This window comes from Salegentibacter maritimus, assembly GCF_016236915.1.
In the GTDB taxonomy this organism is placed as follows: Bacteria; Bacteroidota; Bacteroidia; order Flavobacteriales; family Flavobacteriaceae; genus Salegentibacter; species Salegentibacter maritimus.
Map to the genome: position 1 here is coordinate 36,044 of NZ_JAEHOK010000014.1, position 26,312 is coordinate 62,355.

At 37.5% G+C, this 26,312-nt stretch carries 26 protein-coding genes; 11 read left to right on the forward strand and 15 right to left on the reverse strand.

Going from position 1 to position 26,312, the window contains the following annotated elements:
• Positions 1-65 precede the first annotated feature (65 nt).
• A complete protein-coding gene (locus I6U49_RS11675) occupies positions 66-872 on the reverse strand; it encodes a DUF4382 domain-containing protein (protein WP_198628824.1) in 807 nt (268 codons plus the stop codon).
• A 377-nt stretch (positions 873-1,249) separates the two neighbouring features.
• On the opposite strand from I6U49_RS11675, the gene I6U49_RS11680 reads away from it, so the two are divergent.
• The 3 genes from I6U49_RS11680 to I6U49_RS11690 all read left to right on the forward strand — a co-directional run bounded on the left by I6U49_RS11680 (position 1,250) and on the right by I6U49_RS11690 (position 4,290).
• Positions 1,250-2,386 carry an ATP-binding protein gene (locus I6U49_RS11680; RefSeq protein WP_198628826.1) on the forward strand — a complete coding sequence of 379 codons (1,137 nt, stop codon included), beginning with the start codon at positions 1,250-1,252 and terminating at the stop codon, positions 2,384-2,386.
• Position 2,387: 1 nt separating this feature from the next.
• Entirely contained in the window at positions 2,388-3,116 is a 729-nt protein-coding gene (locus I6U49_RS11685; RefSeq protein WP_198628827.1) for a metallophosphoesterase family protein, read from the forward strand.
• 169 nt (positions 3,117-3,285) lie between these two features.
• A complete protein-coding gene (locus I6U49_RS11690; RefSeq protein ID WP_193711939.1) occupies positions 3,286-4,290 on the forward strand; it encodes an acyl-ACP desaturase in 1,005 nt (334 codons plus the stop codon).
• 306 nt (positions 4,291-4,596) lie between these two features.
• On the opposite strand, the gene I6U49_RS11695 is transcribed toward I6U49_RS11690, so the two are convergent.
• The 5 genes from I6U49_RS11695 to I6U49_RS11715 form a co-directional block, all read right to left on the reverse strand.
• Positions 4,597-4,947 (reverse strand): hypothetical protein, encoded by a 351-nt coding sequence (locus I6U49_RS11695; protein WP_198628829.1) that lies wholly within the window; start codon positions 4,945-4,947, stop codon positions 4,597-4,599.
• A 254-nt stretch (positions 4,948-5,201) separates the two neighbouring features.
• Positions 5,202-5,891 (reverse strand): hypothetical protein, encoded by a 690-nt coding sequence (locus I6U49_RS11700; protein ID WP_198628831.1) that lies wholly within the window; start codon positions 5,889-5,891, stop codon positions 5,202-5,204.
• 72 nt (positions 5,892-5,963) lie between these two features.
• Positions 5,964-6,356, reverse strand: a complete 393-nt coding sequence (locus I6U49_RS11705; RefSeq protein ID WP_193711938.1) for a YkvA family protein — start codon at positions 6,354-6,356, stop codon at positions 5,964-5,966.
• A 213-nt stretch (positions 6,357-6,569) separates the two neighbouring features.
• Positions 6,570-8,123 (reverse strand): L-piperidine-6-carboxylate dehydrogenase, encoded by a 1,554-nt coding sequence (gene amaB / locus I6U49_RS11710; protein WP_193711937.1) that lies wholly within the window; start codon positions 8,121-8,123, stop codon positions 6,570-6,572.
• Positions 8,124-8,183: 60 nt separating this feature from the next.
• Positions 8,184-8,726, reverse strand: a complete 543-nt coding sequence (locus tag I6U49_RS11715) for a 3-hydroxyanthranilate 3,4-dioxygenase (protein ID WP_193711936.1) — start codon at positions 8,724-8,726, stop codon at positions 8,184-8,186.
• Between the two features lie 196 nt (positions 8,727-8,922).
• Here I6U49_RS11715 and I6U49_RS11720 point away from each other — a divergent pair, with 196 nt between their 5' ends.
• From I6U49_RS11720 to trxA, 7 genes are all read left to right on the forward strand, one after another.
• A complete protein-coding gene (locus I6U49_RS11720) occupies positions 8,923-9,999 on the forward strand; it encodes an isoaspartyl peptidase/L-asparaginase family protein (RefSeq protein ID WP_198628833.1) in 1,077 nt (358 codons plus the stop codon).
• 155 nt (positions 10,000-10,154) lie between these two features.
• On the forward strand, positions 10,155-10,994 hold the full coding sequence (locus I6U49_RS11725) for a phospholipase A (RefSeq protein WP_198628835.1): 840 nt from the start codon (positions 10,155-10,157) through the stop codon (positions 10,992-10,994).
• Positions 10,995-11,065: 71 nt separating this feature from the next.
• A complete protein-coding gene (locus tag I6U49_RS11730) occupies positions 11,066-11,548 on the forward strand; it encodes a GbsR/MarR family transcriptional regulator (RefSeq protein WP_227740414.1) in 483 nt (160 codons plus the stop codon).
• A 16-nt stretch (positions 11,549-11,564) separates the two neighbouring features.
• Complete coding sequence (locus I6U49_RS11735; RefSeq protein WP_198628836.1) at positions 11,565-12,686, forward strand: efflux RND transporter periplasmic adaptor subunit; 1,122 nt, start codon at positions 11,565-11,567, stop codon at positions 12,684-12,686.
• A 9-nt stretch (positions 12,687-12,695) separates the two neighbouring features.
• Positions 12,696-15,857, forward strand: a complete 3,162-nt coding sequence (locus I6U49_RS11740; protein ID WP_198628838.1) for an efflux RND transporter permease subunit — start codon at positions 12,696-12,698, stop codon at positions 15,855-15,857.
• Positions 15,858-15,859: 2 nt separating this feature from the next.
• The gene (locus I6U49_RS11745) at positions 15,860-17,266 is read left to right on the forward strand and encodes an efflux transporter outer membrane subunit (protein WP_193711931.1); all 1,407 of its coding nucleotides are present in this window, start codon (positions 15,860-15,862) and stop codon (positions 17,264-17,266) included.
• Positions 17,267-17,400: 134 nt separating this feature from the next.
• The gene (gene trxA / locus I6U49_RS11750) at positions 17,401-17,700 is read left to right on the forward strand and encodes a thioredoxin (RefSeq protein WP_193711930.1); all 300 of its coding nucleotides are present in this window, start codon (positions 17,401-17,403) and stop codon (positions 17,698-17,700) included.
• Positions 17,701-17,778: 78 nt separating this feature from the next.
• Here trxA and I6U49_RS11755 read toward each other — a convergent pair whose 3' ends face one another.
• Genes I6U49_RS11755 through I6U49_RS11775 form a run of 5 tightly spaced genes read right to left on the reverse strand, consistent with a single transcriptional unit; the run spans position 17,779 to position 20,681 of the window.
• The gene (locus I6U49_RS11755) at positions 17,779-18,705 is read right to left on the reverse strand and encodes a DUF5996 family protein (RefSeq protein ID WP_232804704.1); all 927 of its coding nucleotides are present in this window, start codon (positions 18,703-18,705) and stop codon (positions 17,779-17,781) included.
• Positions 18,706-18,722: 17 nt separating this feature from the next.
• Positions 18,723-19,004, reverse strand: a complete 282-nt coding sequence (locus tag I6U49_RS11760) for a GNAT family N-acetyltransferase (protein ID WP_193711928.1) — start codon at positions 19,002-19,004, stop codon at positions 18,723-18,725.
• A 32-nt stretch (positions 19,005-19,036) separates the two neighbouring features.
• Positions 19,037-19,537: a YciI family protein gene (locus tag I6U49_RS11765; protein WP_198628840.1), complete on the reverse strand. Its 501-nt coding sequence runs from the start codon at positions 19,535-19,537 to the stop codon at positions 19,037-19,039.
• A 10-nt stretch (positions 19,538-19,547) separates the two neighbouring features.
• Positions 19,548-20,015, reverse strand: coding sequence for a CYTH domain-containing protein (locus I6U49_RS11770; RefSeq protein ID WP_198628842.1), 468 nt, complete (start codon positions 20,013-20,015; stop codon positions 19,548-19,550).
• Positions 20,016-20,681 carry an NAD(P)H-binding protein gene (locus tag I6U49_RS11775; RefSeq protein ID WP_193711925.1) on the reverse strand — a complete coding sequence of 222 codons (666 nt, stop codon included), beginning with the start codon at positions 20,679-20,681 and terminating at the stop codon, positions 20,016-20,018.
• A 295-nt stretch (positions 20,682-20,976) separates the two neighbouring features.
• On the opposite strand from I6U49_RS11775, the gene dinB reads away from it, so the two are divergent.
• On the forward strand, positions 20,977-22,080 hold the full coding sequence (gene dinB, locus I6U49_RS11780; protein ID WP_198628843.1) for a DNA polymerase IV: 1,104 nt from the start codon (positions 20,977-20,979) through the stop codon (positions 22,078-22,080).
• Between the two features lie 192 nt (positions 22,081-22,272).
• On the opposite strand, the gene pyk is transcribed toward dinB, so the two are convergent.
• From pyk to fabF, 4 genes are all read right to left on the reverse strand, one after another.
• Positions 22,273-23,703, reverse strand: coding sequence for a pyruvate kinase (gene pyk, locus I6U49_RS11785; protein WP_198628845.1), 1,431 nt, complete (start codon positions 23,701-23,703; stop codon positions 22,273-22,275).
• The gene (locus I6U49_RS11790) at positions 23,703-24,191 is read right to left on the reverse strand and encodes an IPExxxVDY family protein (RefSeq protein WP_193711922.1); all 489 of its coding nucleotides are present in this window, start codon (positions 24,189-24,191) and stop codon (positions 23,703-23,705) included. The genes pyk and I6U49_RS11790 overlap by 1 nt, the downstream gene beginning before the upstream one ends.
• A gap of 115 nt (positions 24,192-24,306) precedes the next feature.
• Complete coding sequence (gene rnc, locus I6U49_RS11795) at positions 24,307-25,038, reverse strand: ribonuclease III (RefSeq protein WP_198628848.1); 732 nt, start codon at positions 25,036-25,038, stop codon at positions 24,307-24,309.
• An 11-nt stretch (positions 25,039-25,049) separates the two neighbouring features.
• A complete protein-coding gene (gene fabF / locus I6U49_RS11800; RefSeq protein ID WP_193711920.1) occupies positions 25,050-26,303 on the reverse strand; it encodes a beta-ketoacyl-ACP synthase II in 1,254 nt (417 codons plus the stop codon).
• Positions 26,304-26,312: the final 9 nt, after the last annotated feature.

A 26,312-nucleotide genomic window follows, 5' to 3' on the forward strand; every position in this document is an offset into this window, starting at 1 on the left:
TATGGTTAAAAAACAAAAAAGCGGCCTTTATTAGCCGCTCTTTTTTTAGATAGGAATAATTTTATCTATTCCAAATAAATTGTTTCAAGATCTACAGGAGTGTCTTCCTCTACTTTAACATTATCTATTGTTTTCACCTCCAAGCCAGTTTCAGCATCTGGAGTAACGGTTACTTTATAAGTTCCCGCGGGAACACCGTGTAATACAAAGTTTCCAGCTTCATCTGTATAAGCCGAAATGGTATAGCTTGCATTCTGGGCTTTTACTAAAGACTTTGTTTCGGTAGGATGTATTTCGCCCACAATAGAACCCGTATTGGCCATCGCCATCATTCTAATTACCGGTTTTAGAATATAACCTCCGTTTCCTGTGGTTACCACAGATTCATCTACATCAAAATCCAAAAGGTATTCATAGCTTTCCCCTGGCTCAAGCTCTTGCTCTACCTTTAATTTTAAACCAGACTGCTGTGCACTTGGGGTAGCCATAGGAATTTCTACTCCATCTACCACTACAGCATTATCGGGTCCTAAAATCAATCTTACCTGATCAAGGTAACCAGCCGGAATTTCTACATCGGCCAATAACTGAGAGACCCCTCCGGTTAATTGCAAAAGATCATAACGTCCTGCTTCTACGTTGGCAAGGCTTTCCCATTCAGCTTCCTCTTCACCAACAGGAGCTTCAGTTTTAATCATCACGTCCTGCACATCTACCCAAACCTGGTCGTAATCACCGGGAGCATCTGTCATTCTAAGGGTTAACTGGGCGTTTCCTTCTACTCCTCCATTTTCATCATCATCGCTACAACTTGTAAATCCAAAGGCAACTACTGCTGCAAGCAATAAACTTTTTAACTTAAGGTTTTTCATTGTTTGTATCTTAATTAGGTTAATTAATTGTTTAGTGAGCAAAACGCAGCACATTGAAAGAAATTATATCTTAAACCTGAGATTAACTAAATTTAACAAGACTTTAAACGACATGTTTAAAGTTAGGCTACTTACTTATAATTACTTTAGTGACTAAAAAAACCTACTAAGATAGCATTGATTACCAAAATGGCATGCTAAAAAACAAAAACGCGTCTAGGTGCATTAAAAGAGGGGGGGGGGTCAGGTTTTGCACAATAAAAATAACAGTCTAACAATGGCTATGTTACAATTGAAAAATATAATTTATGATATATATACTTACAAAAACTAATAAGGAAGGGAGCCTAACTTTTAGTAGAAACGACAAATAAATTATGATCAACAAACGGCTTTTAATAAAAAATCTACTTGCTCACAACGATGAGAACAGTTTTTATGACAAAAAACTGAAGCTTAATATTGGTGAGAAAGAAGGAAAAGCCAAATTCCTAAAACACGTTTGCGCCCTTTCTAATTCTAACCCCGAAAACAATTCTTATATCGTTATTGGCGTAAGAGATGAAGACAATAGTATTGTTGGCACTGATTTTTTTGACGATAGCAAAATTCAGAATCTCGTTAATGCCTATTTAAGCAATCCGCCTTTAATTTCTTACGAGAATATCCCTTTTCCGCACCTACCAGGTAAACTGGTTGTTGGACTGGTAAGTATTAGACCAAATCATGGAAAAATATGTTCGCTTAAAAAGTACATTTGGAAATATTATGGGGGTTCGGTCTTTTTTAGGGAAGGAAGCATTAGTATGCCCAAGGTTTTTGATGTAAAAATTAAAAATGTGAACTCGGAAATAGTTGCGGCCATAGAAAAACATTCCCACAACAATATTGAGTTAACCCTGGACGGGGTATTCGATTTTCTTCAAAAAAGAAAAGACTATAACGCTACTTATAAAGTTTTTAAAGAATATTTTGTGGTTTGTTGGGCCGGAAAAAAGATAAAATCACAAGACGAAACTTTTTACTCCAGGGTAGATATAGAACTAATTAACGAACAGGTGAAATTGTTCTATTCAGATATGGACCAGGTAAGCATTAGCCTTTCTAACAACGAGTTTAAAATCCTTGAATATGTGCAGTTAGGCCTGCACGATAAGTATAAATTTTATCCGTTAGAAGAAGTTATTATAAACTTTAAAGATAATGTTAGTTACGATATTGAAAGTAAGCTTTTGTTTGAACCACCAAAGTTCGACAAAAAGACACTTTATCATATTTACAACACAAACAATAGCCTGGTTGAAAGACTAAAAAAGAAGCTTAAACTAAACAATCAACAAAAAAAAGATCTTAAAAATTTACCTTCCACCTATTTGCTTTGTTATTTAAATAATTTTGAGCAGGCCATAGATAAGCTGGAAGAAGCAAAACCATATTTAAAAGAATACAGTCGGGAGGTTTATAATTACTATAAAGAAAGTATGCGAATTTTAAGAAAAGTAAAATACAATTAAAATGGGTAGAAATATTGCTATTGGAGACATTCACGGCGGGCTAAAAGCTTTAATACAACTACTGGAAAAAATAGAGGTAACCCCAAGCGATAAGTTAATATTTCTGGGCGATTATGTAGACGGCTGGAGCGATTCGGGCAAGGTGGTTTCTTACCTTATAGAACTCGCAAAACAAAATACCTGTATTTTTTTACGCGGCAATCATGATGATCTTACCCATCGCTGGCTGGAAACCGGAGAATTCAATGAAAAATGGCTGCAGCACGGCGGGCAATCCAGTATTGATGCGTACAGAGATTTTTCTTCAGAAGAAATAGAAGCACATCTCAGGTTTTACAATCAGATGCTAAATTACTATATCGACGAGGAAAACAGGCTTTTTGTACATGCCGGGTTTACCAACCAACACGGCCCGGAACAGGAATATCACCAAACAGGATTTTATTGGGATAGAACTTTGTGGGAAATGGCACTCTCTATGGATGGGTCTATTAGCCCAAACGATACAAATTATCCAAAACGACTTCAAATTTTTGATGAAATTTTTATTGGACACACCCCGGTAACCAGAGTCAATGAAACCACTCCCATAAAACGGGCCAGTGTTTGGAATTTAGATACCGGTGCTGCCTTTAAGGGCAAGCTCTCGGCAATGGAAGTAAATACAAAAGAAATTTGGCAAAGTGAACCTGTTTATAAATTTTATCCAAGTGAAAAAGGCAGAAATTAAGACGAATTTACCACAAAATGCCTTTTCTCTTTTTATCTTTGTAACTCTAGGATTTTAGGCTTTATTTGCAAGTAAAAATTTTTAAACAGCATATTTTAAATCCAATTCTTGCTTAAGAGTTGATTAATACCGGCAGAATTTTTAGATTTCTGCTTCAAAACAAAATGAAATGGCCCTCGACAATATTAGATTAGAAGTAATGAATACCGTTGAAAAACAGGTAGACGATTTCATTGAAAAATATCTTATTCCTGTAGAAGATATTTGGCAACCTACAGATCTTCTTCCAAACTTACAGGGAGAAAATTATATGGATCAAATTACCCAAATTAGGGAAGAAGCAAAAGAGCTTGAATACGATTTTTGGGTAGTTTTAGTGGCCGATATGGTTACCGAAGAAGCATTACCAACTTATGAGTCCTGGCTTATGGATATGGAAGGGGTAGAACAGCATGGGAAAATGCGCGGTGAGGAAAACGCCTGGTCTAAATGGGTTCGCCACTGGACCGGTGAAGAAAATCGCCACGGAGACACCCTAAATAAGTATCTTTACCTATCGGGAAGGGTAAATATGCGTGAGATTGAAAAGACCACACAGTATTTAATAAACGATGGTTTTGATATTGGTACCGGTCGTGATCCTTACAAAAACTTTGTATATACCAGTTTCCAGGAGCTAGCAACCAATATTTCACACAAGCGAGTTGGGCAGTTGGCTAAAAAGAAAGGCAATAAAATGCTGGGAAAAATGTGTAATATCATCGCAGGAGATGAGATGAGGCACTATATGGCCTACCGGGAATTCGTAAAAACAATTTTTGAACATGACCCCAGTGAAATGATGTTGGCTTTTCACGATATGATGAAGAAAAAAATAGTAATGCCGGCCCAATTTCTAAGGGAAAGCGGCCAGGGTATTGCCGAAGCTTTTGAAAATTTCTCGAACGCAGCACAAAGACTTGGCGTTTATACAACCTACGATTATATAGAAATCCTTGAAAAACTAAACGGTTATTGGGAGATAGATAAAATGCGCTCATTAACCGATGAGGCCGAAAAAGCAAGGGATTATTTGATGAAATTACCAGATAGAATGCGAAGAATTGCAGGAAGAATGGCTATCCCCGAAGATCAATATACTTTTAAATGGGTAGAAGCCAACGGAAGGCTATAATCATTTGAAAAATTTATAAAATAGGAGGCTGTCTGAAAAGTCAAAATCGTCATCCTGAATTTAGTTCAGAGCCTGCTCCGAAATTTATTCGGAGACCTAATATGTTGATAATTAAATGACATGTTAGAAGCTGAAACGAGTTCAGCTTGACGAAAATTGACTTTTAAGTAGTGGTCTATTACCAATTGGTAGAGTTGGGGCGCAGATTTGTGAACTTAATAATGGTTTGTTGATAAATCAATTATTTTCTTTCTGAAGCTGTCGCTTATTTACGATTAATAGTTCGCAGCCGTAGCACAGCATTAATTACTTATTTTTAGTCCTTAGTTTCTCCTTAAGATCTTTAATATTTTTTTCTTTTATCTTAATTGAAATGGCACCATGTTCAGCTTTTGATCCAAATTTTTTGATAGCTATTTCTTTAGTCAAAACATGTAAGTTTTCAATCCAATCTAAATCAATTAAACCTAACTTCTCATTGTCAAGTTCGATCTCATTTTTACCTAACACAAGAAAAAAGTAAGGTACATTTTCTAATTCTTGTGCTTTACAGTATAATCTAATATTTTTATTTTCATTATAAACTGTATCTGATACTTGTCCGCTAACTGAAATACCAATTAATAATGTGGTTGTTAATAACAAAAAAATTTTCATACCTGTTGTAGTTAATTAGTGAAAATTTCTGCCGTTGCTGCCAACAATTCTTAGTATGGCTAGTTGCGGGTTGGGTTACCAGATTTTGTCTACTCAAAATAAATTTAGCTAAAACAATTGAATTTCGATTAAGTATTTAGCCATAATTATTAACGATTCAACACTTCAAAATCAACAATATGAGGTAATTGAAAATAAAACATTAACTTTAAAGAAGTCTACTAGAGCTTTTCAGAAGACGCATTGTTGCACTGTTATTTTTCATTAGCACTTTTAATCAGTTCGATTATTCTGTGAAATTCAATTTCTTTTATTTTTTCGTCAGTTAAAACTGTTCCTGTCTCATCCAATATTTTCTTAAATTGTTTTTTCGTAAAATAATTTCCGTGAGCGCTTTCATTCCGACTCATCATTTTGTTATGGATATCTTCTGTGTCGATAAATAAAATTCTTTTTTTATTACCTTCTTCGTCTTTCCAATTTTTCCCCCATTTTAGTGATTCAGCGATTAAACTGCCTGCAAGTCCTCCACCATAAGTTTGGCTCGTTGATTTGAGAATATACGGTGAATTTTCATCTATGATTATAGCACAATATTTTCCTTCGATGTCAAATTTGGCATAAGAACCCCAATGGTTCACATCGGTTGAATATCCCAAGTTGAAATAATGATTGTTATTGTATTCAATAGCCCAAGCTGAAATTCCATTTTTGCTTTTTTCACCAGTTTTTAAGTCAAATATTCCTTTTGTAGTTATGTGTTGATCGCTTTTGTCTTTTACCAAAATTCCGAATTCCTTTTCCATCGGTTGTTTGTTTAGGAAATCATTTGAATTTTCGTAAAGTTTGACTGGCTCCAAAGTATGTAATTCATTTAGTGGAACTTTCTGAACTCCGCAGGATGTTAGAATTAATAAGGCAAAAAATAAAATCGTTTGTTTCATAAATGATTTAGGGTTTTGCCTTTTCATAATAGTGCACAACTACTTTCATTAATTTTAATGCGATATAAAATCTTAGGCACGCTCTGCTTTCCAAACTTTATAGGTAATCAGGTCTTTTTCAATTAGATTTAGACAGAACGCAATTACTGCCGCATCGTCCAAATACCCAACAATTGGAATAAAATCTGGGATTAGATCTAAGGGTGAAAGCACGTATAGCAAAGCTCCACCAATAGCCGCAACTACATTAAAAGGGACTTCCCGGTAATTTCCGCTTGCGTAATCCCGTAATAAGTTAAAAAGTAATTGCGCATCATCTACATATCGCTGCAATTTCCCTTTACTTTCAAATTTAGATTTGATTTCCTCCTCATCTTCCAGCACCCCATGTACATCTTCCTCTTCAAAATTCTCCTGCCGTTTTTGATGTTCCTGTTTTATTGTTTCATCATCAATTTTACTCATTGCTCATCTTTTTTTGGATGACCCCAAAATATAAAATTATTATGGAAGGCCTATTTATGAAAGTGCTAAAATCTGATAAAAAAAACCTCACAGCTTTAAAAAGCTGTGAGGTTTTTTTGGTTTATAATTCCAACCTGGCTTGCTTCGTCATTCTGTCCCGAAGCATCGAAACAGGGTTACGGCAATAACTTCTCAAAAAATTCCTAAAAATCCTTACAAATCAAATTTAATCCCTTGTGCCAAAGGCAGCTCGGTAGTATAATTAATCGTATTGGTTTGTCTTCTCATATATATTTTCCAGGCATCAGAACCGGATTCTCTGCCGCCCCCGGTTTCTTTTTCACCGCCAAAAGCCCCCCCAATTTCAGCACCTGAAGTTCCTATATTTACATTGGCGATCCCGCAATCTGAACCTTCTACCGAAAGAAAACGCTCTGCTTCCCTTAAATTGTTGGTCATTATTGCTGAAGAAAGCCCCTGCACTACCCCATTTTGCAATTCCAGGGCGTTAGAAACATCTCCAGAATATTTCATAATGTAGAGTACCGGCGCAAAAGTTTCGTGCTGCACAATCTCAAAATCATTTTTAGCTTCGGCAATTGCCGGTTTTACATAGCAACCGCTTTCATAACCTTCACCTTCCAGCACACCGCCTTCAACTAAAATCTTACCGCCTTCTTCCACTACTTTATCCAATGCGTTCTGGTAATTTTTCACAGCATCTTTATCAATAAGCGGCCCTACGTGATTATTTTCATCTAGCGGGTTTCCAATACGCAGTTGCTTATAAGCTTTTACAATAGCATCTTTTACCTTATCGTAGATAGATTCGTGAATAATCAATCTTCGGGTAGAAGTACAACGCTGCCCACAAGTTCCCACAGCTCCAAAAACAGCACCGATTACCGTATTTTTAATATCGGCATCTGGCGTTACGATTATGGCGTTATTTCCACCTAATTCAAGAAGCGATTTTCCTAACCTTGCGGCCACGGCCTGGGCAACTATTTTTCCCATTCTAATAGAACCGGTAGCCGAAATTAACGGCACTCGTTTATCGTTGGTCATCATTTCACCCACTTTATAATCGCCGGTGATCAATGAAGAAATCCCTGCCGGAACATTATTTTCAGCAAAAACCCTGGCAGCAATATTTTGACAGGCTACAGAAGTTAACGGAGTCTTTTCTGATCCTTTCCAAACGCAAGCATCTCCGCAAACCCAGGCTAAAGCAGTATTCCAGGACCAAACAGCAACGGGAAAATTAAACGCCGAAATAATTCCAACCACTCCAAGCGGATGGTATTGCTCGTACATTCTATGCCCCGGGCGTTCAGAATGCATGGTTAATCCGTGCAATTGGCGTGAAAGTCCAACTGCGAAATCACAGATATCTATCATTTCCTGAACTTCGCCCAAACCTTCCTGGTATGATTTTCCCATTTCGTAAGAAACCAATTTACCAAGAGGTTCTTTTAGCCTTCTTAATTCATCATTAAATTGGCGAACCACCTCTCCTCGCTGTGGTGCCGGCCAGGTGCGCCATTCTTTAAAACCTGCAGTAGCTGTGCTAATTACCTTTTCATAATCTTCTTTGATCGTGGCTTTTACTTTTCCAATAAGCGCACCATCTACCGGAGAATACGATTCAATCACATCACCGCTACTAAAAAAATCTTTTCCGGTAGACGTTCCGTTATTGGTTTCCTGCAATCCAAGATCTTTTAAAGCTTGCTTAATTCCGAATTTTTCTGCTATTTCACTCATTAAGTTGTAAATTTTATCTGTTCTTTTGTGTGTTTACTGCTAAAATAACAAAATTAAAGACTATTCTGTATCAATCACAAATCTTTCATCTACCGGCATCACTTCGCCACAGTTATCACAGGTACGCAACTTTTTACTTCCGTAGAAATGTTTAAAATGCTTTAAAAAATCGCGCTCAATATCATTTAACGGAAAATAAACTTCGTACAACTTATGGTTACACGCATCACAAAACCATAACAACCCATCTTTTGCATCTAGCTGTACACGTTTTCTTTCCACTACCAGACCAATAGACCCCTCTTTTCTAACCGGGGAATGCGGAACTTTTGCCGGATGCAAATACATATCTCCAGGCCCCAATTGCATTGTTTTCTTCTTTCCATCTTCCTGAATATGCACTTCAATTTCACCCTCTAGCTGATAAAAAAGCTCTTCAGTCTCGTTATAATGGTAATCCTTGCGCGCATTTGGCCCGGCCACCACCATTACAATATAATCTTCAGATTCTTTATAAAGGTTTCGGTTACCAACCGGTGGCTTTAACGATTCTCGATTTTGCTCTATCCATTTATTAAGGTTAAAAGGTTTATTTACTGCCATGATTTTATAATTATATTGTTTAAAATTACAACTTAAAGCGCAAAAGAAAGGGCAATTTCCTTATCTTTTTGGGCGCCTTAAAGGGCTATTCGCTGCAATTCCTCGGCGCTTGTTGCGCCTGTGGGATTTACGCTGCTATCCCTGGCGCAAATACAAAATATACAAATACCTACCTTAGAAGGAAAATTACCATTTTATGAAAAAAATCATTCTACTGTTTAGTTTATCACTTTTTTTAAGCTGCAATACCTCCACTAATAAGGAACCTGAAGCGAAACAAACCAATAATACCGAAAAACAACAGGATTCCGTAGCGAATTTTGGCATCGTAATTCACGGGGGAGCAGGTACTATTCTAAAAGAAAATATGAGCGATTCCCTGGAACAGGAATATAAAGCCAAACTTGAAGAAGCCATAAAGGTCGGTCACAAGATTTTGGCAAATGGTGGGACTGCCATTGAAGCTGTACAGCGAACTATAAATATCATGGAGAATTCACCACTTTTCAACGCCGGAAAAGGAGCGGTTTTCACTAACGAAGGTAAAAATGAGCTCGATGCTTCTATTATGGATGGTCAAACATTAAATGCCGGGGCAGTATCGGGAGTAACTACCGTGAAGAATCCTATAAATCTAGCCTGGGAAGTGATGGGAAACTCCGAACACGTCATGCTTTCGGGAAAAGGTGCCGAACAATTTGCCAAAGAACGCGGCCTGGAAATTGTAGATCCGGGTTATTTCTATACCGAAAACCGATTTAAAAGCCTGGAACGTTTAAAAGCAAAAAACACCAAAAAAACAGAACTGGACCACGATGGCAAGACCGCTTTTGTAGATCCATTTATTAAAGATTCAAAATTTGGGACGGTAGGTTGTGCCGCTTTAGATAAAAACGGTAACCTGGCCGCAGGAACCTCAACCGGGGGAATGACGAATAAGAAATGGGGGCGCATAGGCGATGCCCCCATAATTGGAGCCGGCACCTATGCCAACAATAAAACCGCAGCGATTTCTGCAACCGGTTGGGGCGAGTTTTTTATTCGCGGTGTGGTAGCTTACGATATTTCTGCACTTATGGAATATAAAAAAATGAGTCTTGCACAGGCTGCAAAAGAAGTAATACAAAAAAAGAATCCGGAACTTGGAGGTAGTGGCGGGATTATCGCGATAGATCACCAGGGAAATGTTTCTATGGAATTTAATACTGCAGGCATGTACCGGGCTAAAATGAATAAAAATGGAAAATTAGAAATAGGAATTTATAAGAATTAAAATTAGCCAGTTTTTTGTTTTTATACCGGTACCAAAAAACCTATTGCCGTATTCCTGTAATCGCTGTGGCTTCTAACATTCATTGTAAACCTTTCCAAAAAATAAGGGTTTAATATAGAGTAAATTGTTTTAATTTTCTTTAACCTCAATTGAAAATGAATAGTAAATACAGCTTTTCATTAATAATCCTTTTCACTTTTTGTACGTTTCAGGCCTATTCCCAAAGATTGTCTCGCGATAAAATAAATGATACACTAGAAAAAATGCCTGTTTTTTCTATTCATAAGGATAATTATTTTATATCCGGCATCCCCACCAATAAAGAGGTCTCGTCAGAAACTGCCGATGCAAAATATCAAATTAGCTTTAAAGCCCTAATTACCAGAAATACCCTTCCTTTTGACACGCATTTGTTTCTTACCTATACCCAAAAGGCTTTTTGGAATATTTATAAATTTTCCAGTCCATTTAGAGAGATTAACTTTAAGCCCGGAATTGCGCTTGGCAAACCTATTTATAACCAAAACGATCATTTAGCCGGCATGGCATTCTTTCAAATAGAACACGAATCTAATGGTCGTGATAGTATCTATTCCAGAAGCTGGAATAAGGTTTCCCTGGGATATCATACAGCATTAAACGAAAGACTTCTTTTAAGCCTTAAGGCCTGGGTTCCTTTTAAATATGAAGATAATGCCGATTTAATGGAATATATAGGCTATGGAAAATTGAACCTCACTTACAACATTATACCCAACGAATTATATATAGATTTAATGTTGTTAAAAGGCACAAAAAACTGGAATGGTACGCTACAAACCCGTTTAATGTACAAACCATTTAATTCTTCAAACATCAATTTGATGCTGGAGTGGTTTAAAGGACATGCCGAAAGTCTCTTGAACTATCAGGAGAAACGTAGTATGATTCGCGCCGGATTCGTGCTAAAATCTAATGAATTAAACTTCCTTAAATCCTTGCCTGACGCGATTTAACAAATATTTAAAACTTATTGGTTCGGTTTATTCGGAACCAAATATTATTTTTGCAGCCTCAAATTCCAATAATGAATATTACAGAATTAGAAAAGCAAAAAAAGCGACTTATTGAAAAACTGGGCGTTCAATTAGAAAAAGAACACCAGTTAGCCCCCGTAGCGGCAAGAATTTTCTCTACGGCTATTATTACAGGAAAAAAGGGAATTACTTTTGACGAGCTTGTTACTAATTTAAACGCAGGTAAAAGTACTGTTTCTACGCATTTAGATCATTTACAGGCAACAAACCGTATGGAATACTACACAAAAGCCGGTGATCGCAAACGCTATTTTATTGTAAAACCAGATTTAATGTTGAATTACATTGATGAAATGACCGCCAAATGGGAAGCTCAAAAAACGGTTCACTTAGAGGTTTTGGAATATAAAACCCAAATGAACAAGCTGGATAATGAAGATAATTTTGATCTGGAATTTCAAAGAAGTTTACTCACTTTTCTGGAGGAAGCAATCGCAGCAGTAAATAAATTAAAAGAAAATATAAACAAATAACTAGATAAGCATAGCAATGAAAAAGATAATTTATTTTAGTCTCTTTATACTAAGTGCGGGAGTTTTTACTTCTTGCTCAGATGGTACCAAAGCACAACAAAGAGCCCAGGGGCCAAGGCCTTTTCCCGTAATAGGTGTACCTACTAAAACAGTTACCGGACACACTTCTTATCCAACAAGTATTGAAGGTGTTGTAAATAGTGAAGTACGTGCAAAGGTACCCGGATATGTTACCAATGTTTTGGTTGATGCCGGAGAAAAAGTTAAAAAAGGACAGCTCCTGTTTAAACTTGAAACCGAATCTTTATCTGGCGATGCCGAAGCTGCAAAGGCCAATGTAAATGCAGCCCGGGTAGAAGTAGAAAAACTAAAACCCCTTGTTGAAAAAAATATTATTAGTAAGGTACAGCTAGAGACTGCAAAAGCGAAACTTTCTCAGGCAGAGGCGAATTACAATAGTATTGCTGCCAGTATAGGATACGCCAATATTAAAAGTCCGGTAGATGGTTACGTAGGTAATATTAATTATAGAAATGGAGCCCTGGTCTCTCCAGGCGACCCTACTCCACTTACAACCGTTTCCCAAACCGATGAGGTTTACGCTTTCTTTTCTATGAATGAAAAAGATTATATGAGTTTTATTCAGGAAACTACGGGAAATAGTATTGCAGAAAAAATAGCCAATTTTCCTGAAGTTTCTTTAATCCTTGCTAACGGCGAGAAATATAACGAAACAGGTAAAATAGAAACTGTTTCGGGACAAATTGATCCTTCAACAGGTTCGGTTACTTTTAGAGCAAAATTCCCAAACCCCAACCAACTATTGTCCAACGGAAATAGCGGTAAGATTCGAATTCCAAAAACTTATAAAGATGTGCTCTTAATACCCGAACTTTCAAGTTTTGAACAACAAGGGAAAACCTATGTTTACAAAGTTCAGGGCGATAGCATTGCTGTTTCTACTACAATTAAAGAAACCGCAAGGGTAAATAATTTTATAGTTGTTGAATCAGGACTGGAAAATAACGATAAAATTGTTGCCCAGGGCGTTGCCAAATTGAGAAACAACACCCCTATAAAACCGCAAGAAATTCCTTTTGACAGTATTGCGAATTCCATTAATAGAGTATTTAAATAAGATTTTAAGATGCTAAAGAAATTTATAGAAAGACCGGTATTATCTACGGTTGTTTCCATTATAATAGTGATACTGGGTATTCTGGGAATCTCAACGCTTCCGGTAACCCAATATCCAGACATTGCTCCGCCAACCGTACAGGTTCGCGCAAACTTCCCCGGTGCCAACGCTCAAACGGTACTGGAAAGTGTTATTATTCCTATTGAAGAGCAAATTAATGGGGTTGAAGGAATGGATTACATTACCTCAACTGCCAGTAATAATGGTAGTGCCAGCATTCAGGTATTTTTTGAACAAGGTATTGACCCCGATATTGCCGCGGTAAACGTACAAAATAGGGTGTCCAGGGCCACTCCCTTACTTCCACAGGAGGTTACGCAATCTGGGGTTACCACTCAAAAAGAACAAACCAGTGCATTGATGTTCTTCACAGTACTTTCAGAAAATGAAGAATATGATGCCACTTTTATTCAAAACTATCTTAACATTAACGTTATTCCAGAATTACAACGTATTAAAGGAGTTGGTAATGTAAATGTTTTTGGATCTAAGAAATATGCCATGCGTATTTGGCTTCAGCCGGAAAAATTGGCGGCATACAATTTAATTCCTTCCGATGTTATTGGAGCTATAAATGAACAAAGCCAGGAAGCGGCTGCCGGTTCTTTGGGTCAAAACAATGCCGAGGCTTTCGAGTATGTACTGCGCTATAGCGGAAGGTATCAAAACGAAGACCAGTATAAAGATATCATCATTAAAGCACTTGATAATGGTCAATTTCTAAGATTGGGTGATGTAGCAGAAGTTGAACTTGATGCTGAAGGCTACAATGTTATTGGATACACCAACGGAAAGCCGGGTGTGGCCATGGCAGTATACCAAACACCAGGTTCAAATGCCCAGGAAATTATTGAAAATATACACGATAAGCTGGAAGAAATGGAAAAGGAGTTTCCAACCGGTCTTTCGGTGTATATAAATTTTGATACCAACGAGTTCCTAACAGCCTCTATAGACAAGGTAATAGTTACTCTTATAGAAGCATTTATACTGGTATTTATTGTAGTATTTATATTCCTTCAGGATTTTAGGTCTACATTAATTCCGGCTATTGCCGTGCCGGTTTCCATAATAGGTACCTTCTTTTTCTTAAACCTTTTTGGATACTCCATAAACCTCTTAACGCTTTTTGCTCTCGTTCTCGCCATTGGTATTGTTGTGGATGATGCCATTGTGGTTGTAGAAGCCGTTCATGCAAAAATGGAAGAAGGAGCCAAAGATGCCTTAACCGGTACAAGAAAAGCTATGGATGAAATTACCGGAGCTATTATTTCTATTACACTTGTAATGGGTGCAGTTTTTATTCCGGTAACATTTATTACCGGGCCTACCGGAGTTTTCTATGAACAATTTGGGGTTACCCTTATTGTAGCCATTGCTATTTCTGCGGTAAACGCTTTAACTTTAAGTCCGGCACTATGTGCAATCTTCCTAAAACCACCCCGGGAAGATGAAGAGTATAAGAAAAAGAACTTTTTACAACGATTTTTCAGCTCTTTTAATACAGCTTTTAAAGTAACTACAGATAAGTATGTAAATTCACTATCCTTTCTAAATAGGCATAAATGGATTACAGGCCTTACGCTTGTAGCCTCGGTTGTGGCAATTATTTGGGCAGCTAAAACCACTCCAACTGGATTTGTTCCAGATGAAGACAGGGGGATACTGTTTGTAAATGTAGAATTACCGGCAGGAGCATCCCTGGATAGAACGGTAGGAATTACATCACAATTAGAAAAGAAAGCGCAGCAAATTGAAGGAGTTAAAGGGGTTTCTTTAGTAAATGGATTTAGTTTAATTGGTGGAGCAGGAAGTAACTTTGCGCTTGGTTTTGTTAAATTAGATAATTGGAGTGAGCGTGAAGAAGATCATCTCTCTGTAGAATCTATACAGGCACAGCTATTCCAAATTGGAGCTTCATTTACCGATGCAGAAATGCTATTCTTCTCCCCTCCCAGTATTCCAGGTTTTGGAGTTTCCGGAGGCTTTGAAGCAAAACTATTGGATAGATCGGGAGGTAGCTTCCAGGAACTGGATGAGCAAACACAAAATTATATTGCTGCCCTTTCACAAAGGCCAGAAATACAGTATGCACAAAGTTCTTTCAATACGAACTATCCACAATACGAAATGGAGCTAAATATCCCCAAAGCTAAAGAGGCCGGTGTAAGTATTTCTACCATATTTTCTACTTTACAAGGCTATATTGGAAGTATATACGCTGCAGACTTCTCTAGGTTTGGTAAACAATACCGTGTATATGTTCAGGCTTTCCCAGAAGATAGGGCAAGTACAGATGATCTAAACTCTCTATATGTAAGGAACGAATCTGGAGAAATGGCTCCTTTAAGTGAATTTGTGAGTTTACAGCGAGTTTATGGGCCACAATCTGTAACAAGGTTTAACTTATTTAACTCGGCAACCATAAACGGTGCTCCGGCTCCTGGTTATTCCTCGGGAGACGCTATTGCTGCTGTTCAGGAAGTAAGTGCAGAATCTTTACCATCTAACTTCTCCATAGATTATGGCGGACTTACACGTGAAGAAATATCGGCTGGTTCCCAATCTACATTTATTTTAATTTTAAGTATTTTGTTTGTGTATTTTATTCTTGCAGCTCAATATGAAAGTTATCTTATTCCTTTTGCCGTTTTACTTTCGCTGCCTGTAGGAGTAATGGGTTCTTATTTGGTTACCAAATTTGCCGGACTTCAGGTAAATATTTACTTCCAAATTGCTTTAATTATGTTAATTGGATTGCTTGCTAAAAACGCAATTCTAATTATAGAATTTGCCATGCAACGAAGAAAAGCAGGGCTTTCTATTGTAAATGCCGCACTAGATGGTGCTAAGGTTAGGTTAAGACCAATTTTAATGACATCATTCGCATTTATTATTGGTTTACTGCCTTTGGTTTTTGCAGGCGGAACAGGAGCAGCTGGAAACCGTTCTATTGGTACAGGAGCTGTAGGAGGTTTATTGATAGGAACCCTTCTAGGTGTTTTTGTAATCCCTATTCTCTATATCATATTCCAATGGTTACAAGAAAAAATTTCGGGAGCACCGGAAGCAGCCCAAACAGAAAAGAAATCAATTTCTGAAAAAGTATAAAAATGAAAAAAAATAGAATATATAAATTGTTGCTAGCAGGAGCCGTACCATTTCTACTGGTTTCCTGCTTTGCAGCCAAGGAGTACGAACGTCCTGAATTGGAAGAAATTTCGGAAGAACTCTATAGAACAGATAAACTTCCGCAAGACTCTTTAAATATTGCGATGATTTCCTGGCAGGAGATTTTCACCGATCCTATTTTAAAAAGCCATATTGAAGAAGGGCTGGAAAACAATATTGATATTAGAATTGCTATTCAGCAAATGCTGGCAGCTGAAGCTTACGTAAAGCAAGGGAAAGCAAGTTATTTTCCAACCTTAAGCGCAGGGCCGTCTGTAAGTCACCAAATATTGTCCAGAAACAGTCAATTTGGTTCCTTTTTCAACGGAAACATCACGCAATATGATGTAACCGGGAACCTTTCCTGGGAAGCAGATATATGGGGAAAAATAAGAAGTAACGATCGGGCTTTTACTGCTGCTTATTTGCAAAGTGAAGCCGCCCATAAAGCGGTTAAAACACAGCTTATTGCCAGTATTGCCAGTAACTATTACCAGTTACTTAGCCTGGACGAACAACTTAGAATTTCAGAGCAAACTCTTGAATATAGAAAAAGCAGCCTTGAAACTACACAGGCTTTAAAAGAAGCCGGTAATGTTACCGAGGTTGGTGTACAACAAACCAAGGCACAGTTGCACACAGCCGAAGCTTTAGTGGTACAGCTTAAAAATCAAATTCGCTTGCTTGAAAACTCTTTTGCCATTCTGTTGGGCGAAGGGCCTCAGGATATAAAACGAAGTGAATTATCAAGGCAACGTATTAACACTTCGCTTAATAGCGGTGTACCCTCTCAACTTCTTAGAAACAGGCCTGATGTAATTGCCGCAGAATATGGGCTTATTAACGCTTTTGAGCTTACCAATGCAGCACGGGCAAACTTCTATCCTTCTCTTAGGTTAACTGCCTCGGGAGGTTTCCAAAGCTTAGAGTTAGATAAATTATTAAATGCAAACTCTCTTTTTGCCAATTTAGGAGCGTCTTTATTACAACCTATCATTAACAAGAGGCAAATAAGAACTCAGTATGAAGTTTCCCAGGCTCAGCAACAACAAGCTTTGCTGAACTTTAAAAAAGCCATATTGGTAGCCGGTAGGGAAGTTTCTGATGCACTTTCTAATTACACTGCCAGTACAGAACGTATTGAAATACTAAATAATGAATATGAAGCCTATAATAAAGCTTCTGGATACTCAGAAGAACTGCTGAATAATGGTTTGGCCAATTATCTTGAAGTTTTAACCGCCAGAGAAAACGCATTAAATTCAAGGTTAAATTTAATTAATGCAGAGTACAATCAATTAAACGCAATAGTAAACCTATATAAAGCCCTTGGTGGAGGCTGGCAATAATTTTTTGAATTTTTGTTAATTGTTGAAAAGACAGTCACGGGATGAATTTCGTGGCTGTTTTTTGTTATAAAAACAATTTGTTTTCGACTAAAGCACGAAATTTAGTAGCTTTAAAAAAGCTTAATCCAAGACTTATGAAAAGTAATTTTAGTGATATTATAAAAGGTGAAAAGGCCGTATTGGTCGACTTTCACGCAACCTGGTGTGGCCCCTGTAAAACCCTTGCGCCAATTCTAAAAGAAGTAAAAGCCGAACTAGGCGATACAGTAAAAATTGTAAAAATAGATGTAGATAAAAACCAGGAACTGGCAGGAAAATATCAGGTTCGTGGAGTTCCCACCATGATTCTATTTAAAAATGGCCAGCAACTTTGGAGACAATCTGGGGTATTGCAAAAGGCCGATATAATTGAAGTTATCAATTCAAAGTCATAATGTAAATTACATCACAAAAATTACAGTACATCAATTTAGGATTATAGCAGAAGTCTTTTTTTAGATTCAGCTCAATATTTATAAATTGGTAAGTTTTGGTACTTTCAGTGCTTCAATTGACCAGCCTAAAAGCCCGGCACCGGCCAGATATGCACTCTCCATAAAATTTAATAAAGCCTGTCGCGGATTCTTTTCACTCCTAAGATTAGCGTATGTAAGTAAAGCCATAGGACTCCCACTTTCCATTTCCCAAATCGCAGTTTTGGGTTGTAAGGTTTGTTTTTCCAGGCCTTCAGGATTAGGAAAAGTATAAGAATAAAAGGCCGGCTCCTTCAAGGTATCATCCCCGGGCCAAAAACCAAAACTTATACATTCATGACTATAAGCATCCTTGTCTGAAAGTCTGGCTGCATCTGGCATTTTTGGAGCTTTTTTACCGGAAAACCTGGTTACCGCGAGATCCATAGAATGCCAGTATAAATGTACCGGACAGGTTTTTCCATAGAAGCTCCCACTAAACTCATTAAAAACTCCATTAATCCATACTAAACTTTTCCAAAGTTTTTCAGCATAATCTTTATGATAATGATGAACTTCTGAAAGATTTGAAAATTTGTTTTGAATTCCAAGGTCAAAAGGCTTGTCAACAATATCTACTTTTATATCCAATGTTTTTAGAACCTTAAAAATATCATTGTAAAAATAGGAAACACTTAAACCGTTTTTCAGCTTTAAAAGCTCAAAACCACCTTCACTTGTGGCTATTTCCAATTGATGTTTAATAAAGTTAAAATCAATAGAAAAATTACTGAATCCATTGTTATAAGGAATTGCCCCTGTACTAAGACCTTGCTGATTCACATAATGGGTTATATTCCACCAATGATTCTTTCTTGGCATAAGCCCCAATTTAATTTTACCCACCATTTGTAGCAAAAGGTGAAGGCTAAGTTTTTCTTTCTCAAAACCCACATATTTTAAATCAGGAAGGGAGTTACTATTCATAATTACATCATTAAAAATCAAGCAAGTATTTCCTGGAATTCCGATGTTTTTTCAATCACACTTTTAGCAAATGGACATAGAGGGATTACTTTTAACTTATTTTCTTTTGCAAAATTTACCGTTGCCTGTACCAATTTCTTACCAACACCTTTTCCCTTAAACTCTGGGTTCACTTCGGTGTGATCTACTATAAATTTATTCTTTCCGGCCCAGGTGTATTCTATCTTCCCCGCTTGTTTCCCAGACTCTACAGCCTTAAAAAATCCTTTGGTAACTTCATCTATTTGCTCAATCTTCATACTTCAAATTTTTAAATTCAATTCATTAAAATTTAGTTTAATTTTCCGCCTTTGGCGGTCCACCACGGGTTAACCTCAACCTCCAGCCTACCGGCTTTCACCATTGGGTCCTGCCTGGCCAAACTATCGGCTTCCTCCAGGGTGGCGGTATTATAAACTGCAATTCCACGAATTTCCCCGTTACCGCCAAAAGGACCTATTAAACTGGCATAGCCCTCACTAGCCATCTTGCTTAAATAGGCCAAATGCTCCTTTTGCAAACGAGCTAATTCGGTAGAATCCTGACTTCTATTTTCTCCGGTTTTTAGAAAAACCATATAATATTGTTGCATTAAATAGGTGGTGTCATCGGCTTTATACCTAAAGGTTTGATAGCCTTTTTGCTTTAGATCATTTTCTACGGAATCTATATTGATTTTAGATCTCTCCTCCAAACCTTTTTCAACCCGCGGATAGCCACGTTTTTGTTTGGGTAGCTCGTTACAGGAAACCAGTAAAAGCGGTAATACGAATATGTATATTAATTTTCTCATAACGTGAGGACTACCAATTTTTAAAAGGCTTTTCACTTAACTGCGAATTGTAATATTTTACGTCTCCGGTAACTTCCTTTCCCAGCCAATCTGGCTTTTTAAAAGAATCGGCTTCTGTATTAAGTTCTATTTCGGCAACGATTAAACCTTCGTTATCTCCATAAAATTCGTCAATTTCAAACACAAACTCCCCGGCTTGGACCAAATACCGGGTTTTCTCTATAATACCCGGTTCACAAAGCTTAAAAAGAGCTTCAGCTTCTTTAATATCAATTTCCTTTTCCCATTCAAATCGGGATAATCCACTTTTCGAAGATTTTCCTTTAATCGTTAAAAAAGCGGTATCGTTGGTTATTCTTAGCCGAACCGTTCGCTGCGGATCTTTATTTAAAAACCCTTGTTTTATACAGAAGTTCTTAAAAGCTTCTTTTTTAAAATCTTTTGAAGTGACAAGGTATTTACGTTCTATTTCCTGCATCTAATTTTTATGTGCTATGTTTTTAATTTCATCTGAAGGTATTCTTTGCACGTCCAATTCAGGTGAATTGGCAATGGCTACCATGGCTTTGGCAATACTTTCAGCTGAAATAGATTTATATTTTCGTAAAGTTCCAAGAAAAAACGGATTAATAAAATTCAGCATTATTTTTCCTATTTTTTCAAAACTCCTACTCTCCTTTCGCTCACCGGTAATAAGCGAAGGCTGCAATATATAGGTATTCTTAATTTGCTGCGCCAAGACTTCTTTTTCCATCTTCCCCTTGGTACGATTATAAAACACCCTACTTTTAGGATTGGCACCCAGCGCAGAAATTACAAGAAAAGTATCAATATTATTCTCTTTACTCAATTTCGCAGCGGTAATTGGAATTCCGCGATCTATCCGGGTATAGGTTTCGTGATCTGGTGTTTTACTTTTGGTAGTACCTATACAGCAAAAAACCTCATCTGCCTTAAATTTATCTTTATAATCTTCCAGTTTGAATAAGTCTATTAAATGTTCCTCAATTTTAGGGTGTTTTACTTCTACTGAGTTTCTTGAGAAAAGTTTAATCTTTTCATAGCGCTCGTCTTCCAGTAATTGCTGAAGTAAAATTCCTCCGGTAAGTCCGGTAGCTCCTAAAATTATTGCTGTTTTTGGCATTGTATTCTTTTTTTTTAATTGGTTACTAATTTGTTTTGGCAACAATAATAGCTTTCGGTAAACTACCTCGGGGTATTAGACCCTTTGGCGGTGCCAATAAATAATATAAACAAAATAAGCCATCTCTACCTATGCCCTAACGAAACTTTAAGAAAGCATACCTGGTTAAAAGGGTGCAAGGTTCACCTAAGATTAATTTTCAAAAGAAATTCCTGCCGGCACAGGAGATAAGTTTACCTATTCAATTTGCTGTCTCTTATATCACGACAAGTTGAAGTTTCACTAAATTTGTAAAGTGAGCCAAAAACTTCCCATTCGCAAAATTATTCATATAGACATGGATGCCTTCTACGCTTCGGTAGAACAACTGGACAATCCCGAGTTACGAGGTAAGGCCATTGCTGTAGGCGGAACTTCAGAAAGAGGGGTTGTTAGCGCAGCAAGTTATGAAGCTCGCAAATATGGCGTAAAAAGCGCTATGAGCAGCGTAATTGCAAAACGTAATTGCCCGCATCTAATTTTTGTTAAAACCCGTTTTGACCGTTACCGCGAAATTTCGCAGCAAATTAGGGAGATATTTTATGAATATACAGATTTGGTGGAACCGCTTTCTTTAGACGAAGCTTACCTGGATGTTACCGAAAATAAGAAAGGAAATCCCAGCGCCAGCCTTATCGCGAAAGAAATTAGGAAAAAAATTAAAGAGAAAACAGGTTTAAACGCTTCGGCCGGGATTTCTATCAATAAATTTATTGCGAAAGTCGCCAGTGATTTTAATAAACCAAACGGACAAAAAACGGTGAATCCTGAGGAAGTTGAAGCCTTTTTAGAGGTTTTGGATATCAGGAAGTTTCATGGCGTTGGAAAAGTAACGGCCGAAAAGATGTATAAGCTGGGCATTTTTACCGGGAAAGACCTAAAAACCAAAAGCCTGGAATATCTAACCGAAAAATTTGGGAAAAGCGGTGCGCATTATTTTAATGTAGTTCGCGGAATTCATTTAAGCGAGGTTAAACCAAACCGCATACGAAAATCGTTGGGTGCCGAACGCACTTTTAATGAAAATATCTCTTCGGAAATCTTTATGCTGGAAAGGTTGGAAAATATCGCCGAAGAAATCGCACGCCGACTTAAAAAAAGTAAGGTTGCCGGTAAAACTATTACCCTAAAAATTAAGTACAGTGATTTTACCCAACAAACCCGCAGTAAAACCGTTTCATTTTATATTTCCAGCAAAGAATTAATCCTTGAAAACGCTAAAGAATTATTATACCAGGAAAAGATGAAAGATTCGGTTCGACTTTTAGGAATTTCACTTTCAAATTTAAATACAGACAAGATCGAAAAGAAACCAAAGGAGGAAAAGGAAATAGAAGTGCAGTTAAAGTTTGAGTTTTGAATTTTCGTTTTTGGATTGTATAAACCATCATTCCAAATACGAATAATGTAGAAACCTGTTTTCTAAATTTAGTACAAAAAAATTTACAGATTAAACTATCTCGGGGCATTATACCCATTGTTGATGTCAATAAAAAAAGCCACGAATTCACTAGTTGTGTATTCGTGGCTTACTTTTTAAAATAGCTAGAACTTATTCTATCTCTGAAACCCTTAAGGTATTTACCATTCCTTTTTCACCTATAGGCATTGCTGCCAGGTTAATGGTAAAATCGCCGGTTTCCACAAAAGATTTTTCTTTTGCAATTCGGTTAATATCTTCAATGGTCTCATCGGTACTTACAAACTTATCGTAATGGAAGGCCTTAACCCCCCAAAGTAAACTTAGTTGTGATAAGATTCTATTATTAGATGTAAACACCAAAATATGTGCTTCGGGCCTCCAGGCAGAAATCTGGAAGGCTGTATAACCACTATTGGTTAGGGTACAAATAGCCTTTGCTTTTATTTCGTTGGCCATATGTGCCGCGTGGTAACAAACCGCCTTTGTAATATACCGCTTGGTACGTACGTGTGGCGGGTCGTGAGGAACTTTAATCAATGGCGAGTTCTCTACAGATACCAGAATTTGCGCCATTTTTTGAATTACCTGTACCGGGTATTGTCCTACCGAAGTTTCCCCACTAAGCATTACCGCATCAGCACCATCCATAACAGAGTTGGCCACGTCGTTTACCTCGGCCCTGGTTGGGGTAAGGCTGGTGATCATGGTTTCCATCATTTGTGTGGCAATAATTACCGGGATTCGGGCTTTTTTAGCCGTAAGTACTAATTTCTTTTGAATAAGAGGAACTTCCTGTGCAGGTATCTCTACACCTAAGTCTCCCCTGGCTACCATAAGACCATCACAATAGGCTACGATCTTATCTATATTGGCTACACCTTCAGGCTTTTCAATCTTAGCTACAATAGGTATTTTGTATTCACTATGCTTTTTAATTAACTCCTGAAGTTCCTTTAAATCTTCGGCGTGACGTACAAAAGATAGTGCTATCCAATCTACCTGCATCTCACAGGCAAAAATCGCATCTTTCACATCCTTTTCAGTCAATGCGGGGAGTGAGATGTTAGTGTTTGGAAGGTTCACCCCCTTTTTAGATTTTAAAGGTCCGCCCTGAATAACACGGGTTTTAACTTCATCTTTTTTATTAGAACTTAATACCTCAAAAATAAGTTTTCCATCATCTAAAAGAATACGCTCTCCCGCTGATACATCTTGCGGAAAAGTCTCATAATTCATATAAACGCGTTCTGCAGTTCCCTTAAATTCTTTACCGGTTGCAAAAACAATTTCATCGCCTTCGGCAACAACCACTTCATCTTTCATTACCCCAACACGAAGTTTAGGGCCTTGTAAATCTCCCAATATAGCGGCATTGTAACCTTTCTCCTTATTAAGGTCCCTAATCATTTGGACGCGTTCTTTTACATCATCATAATTGGCGTGGGAAAAATTAATTCTAAAAACATTTACTCCGGCCTGGAGCATTTTATCTAAAGTTTCTTTGGAACTAGTTGCCGGTCCCAGGGTAGCAACTATTTTAGTCTTCTTATTTGTTGGCATTATTCAAAAATTAAATTTTGTTTGGATTTCAGTAAATCTGTGTCAATTTTATAAACTGCTCTAACCGGTGGTATCTGGCTTATGGCATTAACAAGTAAATTGAGGTCTTTTTCACTAAGTTCTTCATCTATTTTAAGAAAGAAATCAACCTTCTTATACTCAGGCACCAGGTTTACCTGCAGGGGTCTAACTTCTTCTTCTTCAAACAATGAACCTGAACTTAATACTTTTTTGGATTCTCCTTTAAATTTGTTAGCCACCAGATGATAAGATCTAAAATTTTTTAGGTCTTTAAAAGAATAATGAGCATAAAAGGCTTTAACCTGTTTATGGTTAAAATCTAAATCCCTGCGCTCTCTCTTTAATTGAAGTTTAAGATACTTATTTAGCAAATAAGCCATCTTATAATCTTCTAAATCACCATAAAGTGCAATTAATCCAAAATCGTCTTCCTCAACATCTTCAAGCAACGTTTTATGCAATTGCATAGCTTTTAATTTAAGGCTAAAGATAAGATTAAGATTGAGAAAAATGAAGCTTTATCTCTTCAAAACTTTACGATTACATACGAAAACGTTTTAGTTTATAGTAATTTTCATGATTTTAAGTAATTCTATTTTGAAGCGCGTAATAAGCTCTTTTTGCCGTTTTTTCTTCTGCCTTCTTTTTAGAAGTGGCTCTGGCCTTGGCCACCACCTTATCATCTAACCTCAATTTTACGGCAAAATGTTTAACATCGTCATTGCCCGTATCTTCATAAACCTCAAAATCAAACTCTCGTTTTTCTTTTTGACACCATTCTATAAAAAGACTTTTGTAACTTATTACGCGGCCTTCCAATTGTTCTATATCAACATAAGGATCTATTACACGCTCGTATATAAAGCGTTTGCAATACTTATATCCCCTATCAAGATATATGGCGCCAATTAAAGCCTCAAATAAATTTCCATGAATATTAGAGCCAAATTGATTTTTAGGAATATTGGTTTGTACGTGGTCTATGAGCTTAAGGTCTTTGCCCAGCTCATTTAAATGCTTCCGGCTAACCACCTTAGAACGCATTTTGGTGAGGTAACCTTCATTGCCCCCGGGGACTGCTTTAAAAAGATGAGAAGCTATAACCGCACTTAATATGGCATCTCCCAGGAATTCCATACGTTCAAAGTTTATAGCATTACCCTTTTTATCTTTCATATTAAGGGAGCGGTGGGTAAACGCCTTCTCGTAATGAAGCAGGTTCTTGGGCCTAAAACCAAGTATTTTATGTAAAACCGAAAAAAAATTCCCGCCTTTACCAGAGCGGGAATTTAATATATTTCGAATAACACCCATAATATATTTGGTTATTCATCATACTTTTTAAATAAAACACAAGCGTTGTGCCCTCCAAACCCAAACGTATTACTCATAACAACTTTTACATCTCGTTTCTGAGCTTTGTTTAAAGTAAGGTTCAATTCAGGATCAATATTCTCATCTTTATGCTCGTGGTTAATAGTAGGTGGTACTATACCGTGTTGCATAGATAAAATTGCCGAAATAGCTTCTACCGCTCCGGCAGCACCCAGCAAATGTCCGGTCATTGATTTTGTTGAATTGATGTTTATTGTCTTGGCATGTTCACCAAACACTTTGCTTATAGCCTTCAATTCGGCCACATCTCCTAGAGGAGTAGAAGTTCCGTGAGTATTAATGGCGTCTACATCTTCAGGCTTCATACCTGCATTTCTTAGACAATTCTCCATAACCGCAACCACTCCATTTCCTTCAGGGTGAGGTGCCGTCATATGGTAAGCATCAGAAGACAAACCTCCTCCAAGTACTTCTGCATAAATCTTAGCTCCCCTGGCTTTTGCGTGCTCATATTCTTCCAGAATAAGCGCCCCACTACCTTCTCCTAAAACAAAACCATCGCGGGTAGCATCAAAAGGTCTTGATGCCGTTTCCGGATTGTCGTTTTGGGTAGAAAGCGCATGCATGGCATTAAAACCACCCATACCGGCCAAAGTTACCGCTGCTTCAGAACCTCCAGATACAATAATATCACTATGTCCCAGCCTAATATTATTCAAGGCATCTATCATGGCGTTGGCCGCCGATGCACAGGCCGATACAGTAGTGTAATTTGCACCCATAAACCCATGACGAATAGAGATATTACCCGGGGCAATATCTGCAATCATCTTAGGAATAAAGAAAGGATTAAATCTTGGAGTACCATCCCCTTCAGCAAAATTTATAACTTCATTCTGAAATGTTTCCAATCCGCCAATTCCGGCCCCCCATATTACACCAACCCGATACTTATCTACGGTATCCAGGTTGATGCCGGAATCTTTTATGGCTTCGTCTGAAGCTACGATGGCATATTGGGCAAACCTGTCCAGCCTTCTTACTTCCTTGCGATCAAAGAAATCCAGCGGATCAAAATTTTTGAGTTCACAAGCGAATTTGGTCTTGAATTTTTCAGTATCGAAATAGGTAATAGGTGCACCACCACTTTTTCCAGCTACCAAAGCCTCCCAATATTCTTCAATATTGTTACCAATGGGGGTTAGGGCTCCCAGCCCCGTTACTACAACTCGCTTTAACTCCATATGGTCTAT

Coding starts and splice junctions, on each gene's coding strand:
- pyk (WP_198628845.1), bottom strand. CDS start 23,703: ATGCCAACAAATAAGAAGACTAAAATAGTTGCTACCCTGGGACCGGCA.
- I6U49_RS11695 (WP_198628829.1), bottom strand. CDS start 4,947: ATGAAAATTTTTTTGTTATTAACAACCACATTATTAATTGGTATTTCA.
- I6U49_RS11740 (WP_198628838.1), top strand. CDS start 12,696: ATGCTAAAGAAATTTATAGAAAGACCGGTATTATCTACGGTTGTTTCC.
- I6U49_RS11775 (WP_193711925.1), bottom strand. CDS start 20,681: ATGCCAAAAACAGCAATAATTTTAGGAGCTACCGGACTTACCGGAGGA.
- trxA (WP_193711930.1), top strand. CDS start 17,401: ATGAAAAGTAATTTTAGTGATATTATAAAAGGTGAAAAGGCCGTATTG.
- amaB (WP_193711937.1), bottom strand. CDS start 8,123: ATGAGTGAAATAGCAGAAAAATTCGGAATTAAGCAAGCTTTAAAAGAT.
- I6U49_RS11760 (WP_193711928.1), bottom strand. CDS start 19,004: ATGAAGATTGAGCAAATAGATGAAGTTACCAAAGGATTTTTTAAGGCT.
- I6U49_RS11720 (WP_198628833.1), top strand. CDS start 8,923: ATGAAAAAAATCATTCTACTGTTTAGTTTATCACTTTTTTTAAGCTGC.
- I6U49_RS11765 (WP_198628840.1), bottom strand. CDS start 19,537: ATGAGAAAATTAATATACATATTCGTATTACCGCTTTTACTGGTTTCC.
- I6U49_RS11755 (WP_232804704.1), bottom strand. CDS start 18,705: ATGAATAGTAACTCCCTTCCTGATTTAAAATATGTGGGTTTTGAGAAA.
- I6U49_RS11730 (WP_227740414.1), top strand. CDS start 11,066: ATGAATATTACAGAATTAGAAAAGCAAAAAAAGCGACTTATTGAAAAA.
- I6U49_RS11745 (WP_193711931.1), top strand. CDS start 15,860: ATGAAAAAAAATAGAATATATAAATTGTTGCTAGCAGGAGCCGTACCA.
- I6U49_RS11770 (WP_198628842.1), bottom strand. CDS start 20,015: ATGCAGGAAATAGAACGTAAATACCTTGTCACTTCAAAAGATTTTAAA.
- I6U49_RS11685 (WP_198628827.1), top strand. CDS start 2,388: ATGGGTAGAAATATTGCTATTGGAGACATTCACGGCGGGCTAAAAGCT.
- I6U49_RS11680 (WP_198628826.1), top strand. CDS start 1,250: ATGATCAACAAACGGCTTTTAATAAAAAATCTACTTGCTCACAACGAT.
- I6U49_RS11735 (WP_198628836.1), top strand. CDS start 11,565: ATGAAAAAGATAATTTATTTTAGTCTCTTTATACTAAGTGCGGGAGTT.
- I6U49_RS11675 (WP_198628824.1), bottom strand. CDS start 872: ATGAAAAACCTTAAGTTAAAAAGTTTATTGCTTGCAGCAGTAGTTGCC.
- I6U49_RS11690 (WP_193711939.1), top strand. CDS start 3,286: ATGGCCCTCGACAATATTAGATTAGAAGTAATGAATACCGTTGAAAAA.
- fabF (WP_193711920.1), bottom strand. CDS start 26,303: ATGGAGTTAAAGCGAGTTGTAGTAACGGGGCTGGGAGCCCTAACCCCC.
- I6U49_RS11790 (WP_193711922.1), bottom strand. CDS start 24,191: ATGCAATTGCATAAAACGTTGCTTGAAGATGTTGAGGAAGACGATTTT.
- I6U49_RS11700 (WP_198628831.1), bottom strand. CDS start 5,891: ATGAAACAAACGATTTTATTTTTTGCCTTATTAATTCTAACATCCTGC.
- I6U49_RS11715 (WP_193711936.1), bottom strand. CDS start 8,726: ATGGCAGTAAATAAACCTTTTAACCTTAATAAATGGATAGAGCAAAAT.
- I6U49_RS11705 (WP_193711938.1), bottom strand. CDS start 6,356: ATGAGTAAAATTGATGATGAAACAATAAAACAGGAACATCAAAAACGG.
- I6U49_RS11725 (WP_198628835.1), top strand. CDS start 10,155: ATGAATAGTAAATACAGCTTTTCATTAATAATCCTTTTCACTTTTTGT.
- rnc (WP_198628848.1), bottom strand. CDS start 25,038: ATGGGTGTTATTCGAAATATATTAAATTCCCGCTCTGGTAAAGGCGGG.